The organism is Streptomyces sp. NPDC059900 (assembly GCF_050270335.1).
Classification (GTDB): domain Bacteria; phylum Actinomycetota; class Actinomycetes; order Streptomycetales; family Streptomycetaceae; genus Streptomyces.
Map to the genome: position 1 here is coordinate 1 of NZ_JBNNJZ010000287.1, position 10,391 is coordinate 10,391.

7 protein-coding genes and 2 pseudogenes are annotated in these 10,391 nt (G+C 63.5%); 4 read left to right on the forward strand and 5 right to left on the reverse strand.

Going from position 1 to position 10,391, the window contains the following annotated elements; genetic code table 11:
- Positions 1 to 226: 226 nt before the first annotated feature.
- Entirely contained in the window at positions 227 to 733 is a 507-nt protein-coding gene (locus ACQKIP_RS29180) for a hypothetical protein (protein WP_365854973.1), read from the forward strand.
- A gap of 455 nt (positions 734 to 1,188) precedes the next feature.
- Here the strand turns inward: ACQKIP_RS29180 and ACQKIP_RS29185 are convergent, their stop codons facing one another.
- The gene (locus tag ACQKIP_RS29185) at positions 1,189 to 2,241 is read right to left on the reverse strand and encodes a hypothetical protein (protein ID WP_365854971.1); all 1,053 of its coding nucleotides are present in this window, start codon (positions 2,239 to 2,241) and stop codon (positions 1,189 to 1,191) included.
- Positions 2,242 to 2,276: 35 nt separating this feature from the next.
- Positions 2,277 to 2,747, reverse strand: a complete 471-nt coding sequence (locus ACQKIP_RS29190) for an integrase core domain-containing protein (protein ID WP_427744577.1) — start codon at positions 2,745 to 2,747, stop codon at positions 2,277 to 2,279.
- Between ACQKIP_RS29190 and ACQKIP_RS29195 the strand changes: the two genes are divergently transcribed.
- Positions 2,746 to 4,128 (forward strand): PIN-like domain-containing protein, encoded by a 1,383-nt coding sequence (locus tag ACQKIP_RS29195; protein ID WP_365854967.1) that lies wholly within the window; start codon positions 2,746 to 2,748, stop codon positions 4,126 to 4,128. The genes ACQKIP_RS29190 and ACQKIP_RS29195 overlap by 2 nt on opposite strands.
- Before the next feature lie 258 nt (positions 4,129 to 4,386).
- Here the strand turns inward: ACQKIP_RS29195 and ACQKIP_RS29200 are convergent.
- Positions 4,387 to 5,208 (reverse strand): annotated as a pseudogene (locus ACQKIP_RS29200) (integrase core domain-containing protein); the annotation flags it as partial.
- 355 nt (positions 5,209 to 5,563) lie between these two features.
- Here ACQKIP_RS29200 and ACQKIP_RS29205 point away from each other — a divergent pair.
- Positions 5,564 to 6,799, forward strand: a complete 1,236-nt coding sequence (locus ACQKIP_RS29205) for an IS110 family transposase (RefSeq protein WP_365854965.1) — start codon at positions 5,564 to 5,566, stop codon at positions 6,797 to 6,799.
- A 20-nt stretch (positions 6,800 to 6,819) separates the two neighbouring features.
- Positions 6,820 to 7,203: pseudogene (locus ACQKIP_RS29210) on the forward strand (transposase); the annotation flags it as partial.
- A 253-nt stretch (positions 7,204 to 7,456) separates the two neighbouring features.
- Here the strand turns inward: ACQKIP_RS29210 and ACQKIP_RS29215 are convergent.
- Positions 7,457 to 7,843: a DUF5958 family protein gene (locus tag ACQKIP_RS29215; RefSeq protein WP_365854963.1), complete on the reverse strand. Its 387-nt coding sequence runs from the start codon at positions 7,841 to 7,843 to the stop codon at positions 7,457 to 7,459.
- 10 nt (positions 7,844 to 7,853) lie between these two features.
- Positions 7,854 to 10,391 (reverse strand): polymorphic toxin-type HINT domain-containing protein (locus ACQKIP_RS29220; protein WP_427744579.1); only part of this gene is annotated, 2,538 nt, incomplete at its 5' end.

Consider the following 10,391-nt stretch of genomic DNA (forward strand, 5'->3'; position numbering starts at 1 on the left):
TCGATGTACCAGCCTGGCTCCGTCGTCTTCGCAACCGCTCACTGGGCCTCGTGGTATTCGTGCGTCAGGATCTGGTCCGCGCGGCGATTAAGCAGAACCTAGGACAGTTCCTCGACCGCTACGCCCCTACGAACTCCGCTGGGACACCGAAGACGCGCTTAGACTCTCGCTGTGGATTGCGTCGAGTTCCGACTCTGTTAGGACGCCAGGACGTGCAATTGCGGACATGACCTTCGACGAAATCGTCGAGGCGCTGCTTCCTCTATGGGGTGCGAAGCTCGGCACCGAGAATTCACGTGAAGCATGGACAGAGCGGTGGGTCCCTGCGGCGCTCGTAGACTTCAACGAACAGATCCAAGCCCGTGATGTCGTCCGCTTCCTTCGCGAGGCGGCTGCCGCTTCCACCGGCGACGAGCGTTGGCCGGATCGAGTGCTTACCCCGGCGGCTATGCGCCACTCTCTCGGCGCATGCAGCCGTGCGAAGGTGGAGGAGATCAACCAGGAGAATCCTCGCCTTGGGAAACTCCTGCGGCACATGGCAACCTTCTCGGACTCCGTCAAGATGCCCTTTGATCCAGCTGACCTGAACCTAGCTCCTGATGATGTCGAGGCCCTGGAGCAGTGGGGCGCGATGGCGAGAGACGCTGACGGGCGATACCGAATGCCTGAAATTTACCGCCACGCCCTAGGATTCCGTACCCAAGGCAGGGCACGGGTGGTGCGGGGTGTATGAAGCCCAGGAGGCCGTTCATTCCTGATAGCAGTGAAACTTCCTATAACGCATCGGCGTCAGGACTCGGAAAGCCAGCCCAGCGCGCCCCCGACGACCCGCTTGACGAGTGGAATGAGCTTCATTGGGCGGCCGCGTTCGGCTCATTCGAGCGGGGGACGCAAACTGATGACGAAGCGGGGGACAAGGAGGGGCGTCGCGGTAACAACTCCCGTAAGTGGCCGCTGCGACCGGCAGGGTTCAGTAGCTTGCGGGAGGAAAGCCCGCGTTTAGCCGGGTGTTCCCTACCTGAGAGCGGGACTATGTGGGCTCCTGCGGCCTGTTGTAGGCATACCCCTCCACCTGCTTCACGACATGTGGTCGCTAATTACAAGTCTCCGCTCAGGCCCTTCACCACGGTCATGCAGGAGGCGAGAGTGAGCGGGTGTTCTGGGCGGGGGCCTAACTTCTGGGCCGGTTCAACTACTGGCACCGGTGTCGCTGTGGGTAGGGGAGAGCCCGAAGTTCTTGGCCCACGTGGCCACGACGAAGGTGGCGGCAGCAGTGGCCACCGCGACGCCGAGCCCGGACGTTGACAGGGCAAGGGCGGCGACGACACCGCCAAGTACGAGGGTGAAGATCGTAAGCGCTAGAGTCTGACGCTGCCACGCCGTACGCGCACGATGCTCACTTAGAAGGTTCTCGTCGACACCATAGACCGATACGAGATCCCGGAGGTTCGGCCCCGCGAGGACTGTCAGCAGCCGTCCTACTTCACTGAGTGCCTGCTTCCGGCCGTCGTCCGTTCGGTCGAGTTCAACTCCGTCGCGCAGAGTGCGTACGTGTGTTGCGGCGGCCGCATAATGCCGCACGACTTGTGTCATAGGGTTCGTCCCGTCAGGAAGGGCCCGTTTGACAGCGTATTTCTCGAGGGCGCGAGCGAGGTCCTCCAGCGCATGCACGGCTGGGATGTGGGGGGAATGAAAGGGCTCCTTGCCCGCTGGCACCCGTCCAGACGTCTCGAACGGAACCAGTAGTGCCTCGTAGGATCGACGTGCGGTAGCGGTGACGACCTCGGTTGTCCAACGCTGCATCCCAGGGCCCATGGCCAGGAGATTAAGACCGATCGTAAGCAACACGGGCACTAGCAGGGCTACGCCCGCTAGAGGTACACGCCACGAGGACCATGTACTGGCCATAACAATGAGCGACAGCGCTCCGCCGGCATTGAAGGAGAGTACGGAGGTGCTGATGATCTTGACCGCGGAAGCCCTTGATGAAGCCTGGAACAGCACGTCGTCACGCTGTATGTAGTTCAGGGTTGACGCCGGCAGCGTGGCCAGGTTGCTTGAGCTGATCTTCGACTCCAAGTCAGTCCGTCGATCGGCTGCGCGCTTCAACGCCCATTGCCACACTATGCGTTCGAGAAACGTCCTTTTGCCTCGCCGCTGAGACGTCGCGGTCATCATCAGTGCCCACAGCGACATCGTCCAGGCAGTGATGGCGAGCGCCGTCACATCACCTCGGGTCATACGTCCCCCTTAACATCACCCGGCCTCCAGGGAGCCTATGGGTGCCCGTAACTCGGCCGTTCTATGCGATCTGTGTGTATTCGTGGATCATGCCACTGAGTAGATCTCGACAGATGACCATGCCGTCCGGGTCGACCGGGTCGGGGGAGTGGCCGCAGGGGTGCTGCTTGATGGAGGGCGCGGTGTGGGCGGTGGGCGGTGAAGTGCGTTTCGTATGTGGCCGGTACGTTGCGCAGATGCCGTTTGTTGGTGATCAGTGTGCGGTCGAGGAGTTCGCGGCGGCATCCGCCGATCCAGCGCTCGATGTACGCGCGCAGATGCGAGGGCGCGTGCGCTGGTCGAAAACGTTCGGTGCGTAATCGATGAAGTGCCCCTGCACCAGGAGCAGTAAAGTCTTGCGGCTTCGGCAAGCACCTGCGCCCCATCGAGCAGTCCTGTAAGACTTGCCCCCGCGCACCCAGCTGGGGAGGGCTTATGCGCATCGGGATTCTAGGGGAGCGTCTCATGGCAGCACCGCACGCCACGTCCGACCAGCCTCAGGACCGGGGCATCTTCGACTGCGACGAGGCCCATCGCAGCCCACTCCGTTCCGACTATGAGCGGATCTTCGATTCCGGGCTGGTCGTGCTCGACACCAATGTGCTGCTCAACCTCTACCGCTCGAACGAGAGCACCCGCCGGGACACCCTTGCCACCCTCGCCCGGCTCCGTGAGCGACTCTGGATCCCACACCAGGTGCTCACGGAGTTCTGGCGCAACCGCGAGTCGCCGACCGTACGCCATCACCATGCGACCAAGGCCAATGAAGCGAGCGCTTTGCTCGATAAGGCGGTCAGCACGGCCCGGACAGCAGTGGCCACCTGGCTGACCGCTGTCCAGCTCAAGGACAACGAAGAGGCTGCAGAACGGACTGACGAAGACCTGACCGAGCTAACCAAAGTGGCCGACAGTCTCAAGATGTTCATCCGGGCGCAGGCCGAGTGCGACGCACTCAAGGAGACTGCCACTACTGACGCCGACCCGGTGCTGAAGGCTCTCGAACCGCTTCTGCACGGCCGGATCGGCGAGCCGCTGCCGCCGGACGAGTACGACAGGGCCGTGAAAGACGCGCAGCAGCGCGCCGACGAGGGGATACCGCCGGGGCACGAGGACTTCCGTACCAAGGAGCCCGAGTTAGCTGCCGGCGACTACCTCCTGTGGGTACAGCTCATGGAGGAGGCCCGGCATCGAGGGTGCGATGTTTTGCTGGTCACGGGGGACGTGAAGAAGGACTGGTGGACCAGCCGTGGATACGACATCCCGCCTCGTCCCCGTGCGGAACTTCTCCTGGAACTACGGGAGCAGGCCGGTGTAGGGCTTTACATGCTCACGCCAAGCGAATTGCTCCGCTGGGCCAAGGAACTCCTCGAGTTGAACGTGGACGAGGGCTCGGTCCGCGATCTGGAGCAACTGGGCGAGGCGTCAGCCGACGAAGACTCCGAAGAGGGAGCCTGGACGGTGGAGTCGCTGGGGGCGTTCATGGATGAGCTGATGAGGCGCTACCCATCCCGGGTCAAAGCGATCGTTGCAGCTGCGGCGAACGGCGGGTTCGTGGACCGGGAGACGGTGTACGAGCTTGCCGGCTACGACGAGACACGAAGGCTCCGCGGCTTCACCCAACCGATCGGCACTCTGTCGAGGGATCTGCAGGCGATAGGAGTTCTGACAGGTGGGGAGCCCTTCCTGCTCACCACCGTCTACGGCCATGCCGCCGACCCTTCTTGGGCGAAGGGATTCCGCATTCCCAGCGCGGTGATTCCCCTGCTCCGGAGCACGTACGAAGGGGGCGGCCTGTGGCCAACCCGAGACAGCAGAGAGACTGAGAGCGAACCTTCCGATAGGGACTAGGCGCAATGCCGTGACTCTGTTGGGGATCTTGACGGGGTGGTGACGGCGGACGCTGGCGGTGGTTGGCTGGTCGGAGGCGGGGCGGCCTCGGTTGTGGGGCGGTGGACGGTGTCGATGATTCCGGCAAGTTTCCAGCGGATTCCTGCGATGACGGTCCGCACGGCGTGGGCGGCGTGCCCGAAGGGGCGCCGGTGATGCTAGGTGCCACGAGTGTGTCCTGGACCGAGCTTGTGGCGTTCGAAAAGTCATCGCTGCAGTTCAAGCGGCATGTCGGTACTCGTTGATTGCTCCGCTGAGGATACGGGTGCGCATGAGCTTGCGGGGCTCGAGATTATCCAGGACTGCTGGCTGTTCCTGGGCCTCGGGCGGTCGTTGATCGCGGGATCGGTGCGGCCGATGTCTGTTGTAGTGGTCCTGGTACTTGGCTAGGACCTGCCGGGCGTGGGCCTCGTTCAGGAGCAGAACGTGGTCGAGTGCCTCGCGGCGGATCGTGTCGATCACTCGCTTGCAGTGAGCGTTCATGCGTGGTGCCTGGGGTGCGCTGAGCAGCACGTCCATGCCTTCGGCTTCGAAGACGGCGTCGAAGGAGCCGGTGTACTTGCTGTCGCGGTGGCGGAGCACGAAGCGCAGCGACTCGACGCGGCTGCCCAGGTCATCGGCGAGATTGCGCGCCTGCTGGGTCGCCCATTGCGCGGTGGGGTGGGCGGTGACGCCGGTGATGTGGAGCCTGCGGGTGCCGTGTTCGAGGAACGCCAGCGCGTACAGCCGGCTGCCGGTGATCGTGTCGACGTGGAAGAAGTCCGCCGCGATGATCCCCTCGGTCTGCGCGGTGAGGAACTCGCGCCAGCTCGGGCCGGTGCGGCGCGGGGCGGGGTCGATGCCGGCCTTGTGCAGGATCTCCCAGACCGTGGACGGCGCGATCGGGTGCCCCAGTCGGCCCAGTTCGCCCTGGATCCGCCGGTGGCCCCACCGCGGATTCTCCTGCGCCAGGCGCAACACCAGCTTCTTGAGCGGGGCCGCCGTGGGTGGACGCCCGGTGCGTCGGCGTCGGTCGGAGTAGTCCCACTCCATGGCGATTAATGCAGTGCGGAGCGGATGCCTCGGGTCCTTCTGACCGGTGAGGTCTTCCTAAAGACCGGTGCCGTTTCCGCAGCGGTGCTCGTGATGGTCGGTGGGCGTCGGGATGACTCCGAACCCTCTTCGGCACAGTGATGCCTATTGAAAGACTGGCAGCGCCCGACGCTCTCCGGCCATCACGAACCCGCGCAACACAGACGCGCACAACTCGTTGTTCCTCGTGATGCGAGCCCTCCGCACGGTGACCTCGGCGTCGCGAACGGCTTGTGAGATGGCGGACCTGTGAGTCCTGGCATTAGAGCGTCGCGCGGCCCGCATGTGCTCGCCACCAGCGCGAACGACGAGCGGAGAAACCCATATGAGCGTGTTCTGCGGCATCGACTGGGCCGAACAACATCACGACGTCGCCCTGGTCGACCCAAACGGAACGTTGATCGCCAAGGCCCGGATCACCGATGATGCCGCCAGCTACCATCAGCTGCTTGACCTGCTCGCCGAACACGGCGACACAGAATCCGAGCCGATACCCGTGGCCATCGAGACCTCCCGCGGCCTTCTCGTCGCGATCCTGCGCGCAGGAAAGCGGCAGGTGTTTGCCATCAACCCGCTGGCGGCGTCGCGATACCGCGACCGTCACGGAGTCTCGCGCAAGAAGTCTGATCCCGGCGACGCACTCGTCCTGGCGAACATCCTGCGCACCGACATGCACGCCCACCGGCCACTGCCCGCGGACAGCGAACTCGCCCAGGCCATCGCCGTACTGGCCCGCGCTCAACAAGACGCGGTCTGGCACCGCCAGCAGGCCGCCAACCAACTTCGATCGCTGCTTCGCGAGTTCTATCCGACGGCGCTCAAGGCGTTCGTCACGGGCCGCAAGTGCGGTCTCGTCCATCCCGAGGCCCGTGCCATTCTGGCGATCGCTCCGACGCCCGCGGCCGCAGCGAAGCTCACCAAGTCACAGATCAGGGCGGCTCTGAAGCGCGGCGGCCGCCAGCGATATACGGAAGCCGAGACTCAACGCCTTCAGGAGGCGTTCCGAGCCGAGCACGCCCATCAGCCGCCGCTGGTCGAGGACGCCATGGGCAAGCAGATACTCGTCCTGCTGCACCAGCTGGACGCGGCAGCCCAGGGCGCCGAGTCCCTTGCCGAGGCAGTGTCGTTGTCGTTTCGCGAACACCCAGACGCCCAGCTGATCACGAGCTTCCCCGGCCTGAGCTGCCTGCTCGGTGCCCGGATCCTCGCCGAGATCGGAGACGATCGTGATCGCTTCGCGGATGCTCGAGCGTTGAAGGCATACGCCGGATCAGCCCCGGTCACCCGTGCATCTGGCAAGAAGATGTACGTCGGACGCCGCTTCGTCAAGAACAACCGGCTCACCCATGCCGACTACCTGTGGTCCTTCGCCGCCATTACCGTCTCGCCCGGCGCCAACGCCCACTACCGCCGTCGGCGCGACCGCGGTGACTGGCACGCCGCCGCCCAACGCAGTCTGTTCAACCGGATGCTGGGAATGCTCCATCACTGCCTGCAACACCAGGTCCCCTACGACGAACACCGAGCCTTCGCCCCACGCCTCGAAGCCACTCCGGCTTGACTCTTAGCGCCGTGAGATGTCTTTCCAAGGTCCTGATGTCCATGCCCGGCATCGGCATCAGGACCGGCGCCCGCATCCTCATCGACGTCGGCGACAGCACCCGGTTTCCCAGCTCCGCCCACCTCGCCGCCTACGCCGGCCTCGCCCCGGCGACCAGAAGCTCAGGCTCCTCAATCCGCGGCGAACAACCCTCCAGGCGAGGAAACGAGCAGCTCAAACGGGCCTTCTTCCTCTCCGCAGCGTTAGCCGACCCGGCCTCCCGAACTTACTACGACAAAAAGATCACCCAGGGCAAACATCACACCCAAGCCCTCCTCTGCCTCGCCCGCCGCCGAGCCGACGTCCTCTTCGCCATGCTCCGCGACGGCACCTTCTACCGACCACCAACCCCCACAGCACCTTAACCAAAATCATAGGGACACCCCCACCGCACCGGCACGGTGAAGAGCATAAACAGCATCCGGAAATCTTGCCAGGGTTACTCAGACGAGTACCCGGGCAAAGGGAGGTGACTGATCCGCAGCCGTCGCCTATTGACGTTGCCGGCAAACGCATTGGCCCCCATCGATCAGAGACCCGATGGGGGCCCACATACACCTACACGGATGCAAGACTCCCCGACCACGCTTTCGAATGGCGCACTAGGAGTGCTCGGCTCTATGCAAGGTTGTGCCAGGCGTGGCTACAAGACCCCCGACAAACGGTTTCCCTCCGCCGCGTATCAGCCACCGCAAACGTAGACAGAAGGACACGGAACGCCTTCAGATATTCACCTGGCGGCAAGCTTGCAATCTTACCGATCTGTTCGAGGATTGGCTCCCGCAGGATGAGAATCGCAGGCGTCATGGTTGCCTTAACCTCTGATCTCGCGAGTCCTTCACGCCCGTCGTCTGCAGTGACATGCGATTGGATCAAGAAGAGAACGATCTCGCGCAGAACGGAATCCTGTTCCCCTTGATCCAGCGATGAAAACCATCCCACCGCCTCATCTAGGCTGCGCATTTCTTGAGCTACCTCATTGATAATACGCTCCGAGGTCCGCAAATTAGTTCACCTACCCCTGAGGCTCGAACACAACATACGGCTTATCCCTATCCAGCTCCGCATAATCTCTTCTAGGGCTGTTCGAATTATAACTCTGGAAGAAATCCCGACCGCGCCCGCTTCCATCGCCATCCCCGGATCCCCTAGGTAGAGAGTTCTTGACACTGTGACGGGATCTGGACGGGCCAGTCAGGATGTAGTCCCAGTCCGACATCGGATTGAGGTTCCCGTTCCCCGCTCGGCTCCCTACGACAATAATCGGCTGACCCTGCTTATTTGCAGCATTCTGAATGCGCTTGGCATCGTTGGGGCTGATGCCAGCTTCTGACGCCGTCCTGCGGCCGGGGCCGCACCACCCATTGGAATTGTGTACAAGGACCGGTGTCTGACCCGCCAGCACATAGTACGTGTGGAGGCCTTCGATAGTGAGGTTGTAGGTACGAGCATGGTCCTGGTACTGACGAGCGGCTGTCACGGTGACGGTGCGGCCGTCGTCCGTGCGTAGGGTCATGCCCGACTTGAGGTCTCCGGCCTCGACCCAGTCCTTCTGGTCGACTGACCAGAAGGGGTGCTCGTATGTGGCGGTCAGTTTCTCGGTGCCGTCGGGTGTGACGATGGTGAGTTCGGTGAAGTTCTTGTCGTCGTCGGTGACGATGGTCGCCGCGACTTTGCGTTCGCTGGTCTCGCCGGTCTCCGGGTCGGTGGCCAGAACCTTGTCGCCGATTTCGACATCCTCGATGTCCTTGGCTGAGCCGTCGGCCATGAGGACACCTGTGCCGGCCAGGAAGCACTTGCAGTCGGACGGAGCCGTCTTCCTCGACTTCCCGGCGGCTTCTGCCGCTTCCTCACCCTCCTTGAGTTTCTTGAGCTTGAGCAGCTTCAGGGCCTTCGCGGGTGTGGGAAGGTCCAAGACCGCACTGCCACAGCCGCCCCATCCGAAGTCGCCTCCCCAACAGCCCTTCCAGGCATCAACGTCAGGTAGGACGACCGCCTTGCCGGCGGCATAGACCTTGCCCACGAGCATGTTGAACGGGTCACCGGAATTGCGGTCAGCCCAGCTTCTGAGTCTCGCGTCATCGGCCCAGGCTTCGTCAAAGTAGCCGGGTGGCCGCGGCACTCCTGCCGATGTTGTCGGACTGAGGAAACCTCTGCCGCTGGCGCTGTGGTTGCGCGAGAAAATGCTTCCGCCGCCTCCACTGCCGTGGCTGACAATCGATCGGAAGGTCTTGATTACACGCATACCGATGATGGCAGCGGCACACAGGACGCAGAGACCGGTTGGGTCGCTCAGGGTGACGGGGCTGTTGTTGCTGTAGGCGTAGCCGTTCATCTGCTGCGGGTCCGTCAACAACATGATCGGGTCGACGGAGATGAAGCGGCCTGTGCTGGGGTCATACTCGCGGGCACCGAGATGGGTCAAGCCCGTGGACTTGGTGTCGTCGGTGCCACCAACGAATCCCTTGGTGCCGGGCCACGACTTCGGAGTTTCACCGCGAGGGCCTCCGAAGGGCAGGGTGCGTCGTTGATTGAGGGCCAGGTCAGCCGCCGCAATGGAGAGTTGGCCAGTTCCCTGGTGATCGGCGATCGTGAAAGTGATCGTCCCGTCGTCGTCCTTGGTGGCCTGGTGGCCGCTACCGAGCGGGCTGTAACGGGTGGCCTTGGCCTTCGCTGCTCCCTTGGGGAGGGTGACTTCGGTGTGCCCGAGGTCGAGAGTGGTCTCGGTCGGGGTTCGTGCGATCAGGCGGTTGCCCTCGGTGTCGTAAACGTACTCGGTGACCTTGGCCTTCTCGCCCTCGACAGCTTCGGTGACCTTGGCGAGGTGGCCTTCCGCGTCCCAGTCCAGGCTCTGCTTGTCCCCGCGCAGGGTGCGGGAGATGGTGTTGCCGGTCTCGTCGTAGTCGTAGGAGTCCTCGGTGACGGTTCCGCCGGGCAGGTGCGAGGTGACCGAGTCCAGGGTGTGCGGTTGCGGGTCACCGGGCTTGGGGTAGTCGTAGTTGCGCTGTGTGTCCTTGGTGCTGTCGCCGCCGGTGTCGTGGAGGGTTTCGGTGAGGCGGTTGCCGGCCTTGTCGTAGGTGTAGGAGCGCCAGTAAGGCGCCGGGCCGCCCGTCTTGTCACCGGTTGGAGCCGTGGCACAGGTCTGGTCGCCCTGCGTCCAGGCCTCGGTCATGCGCTGCAGGTAGTCGTAGGTGAAGCACTGTGTGTCGGTGCCGGTGCGGGAGACATCCGAGACGGACAGGATGTTGCCCGCCTGGTCGTAGCGGTAGGTGTCGTGCTGGTCCACACCAGGCTGGTCCTGGCGATCTACGCGGGAGGTGGCCAGCCGCTGGGTGCCCTTTTCGTAGGTGTTGGTGAGCCGTGTCTTCTTCCCCCCGTTGGTGCTGCCGAGTTCCGTTACGAAGGGCTTGCCGGTCAGCGTGTAGCTGGTGTCGGCCTGGAACCCGTCGCCCAGGACGGAGATGGGGCGCAGTGTCTCCTTTTCGTAGGTGGTGGAGTAGCCGCCGCCGGGCAGGGAGCCCGCTGCGGAGTAGCTCACGGTGCCCACTAGGCC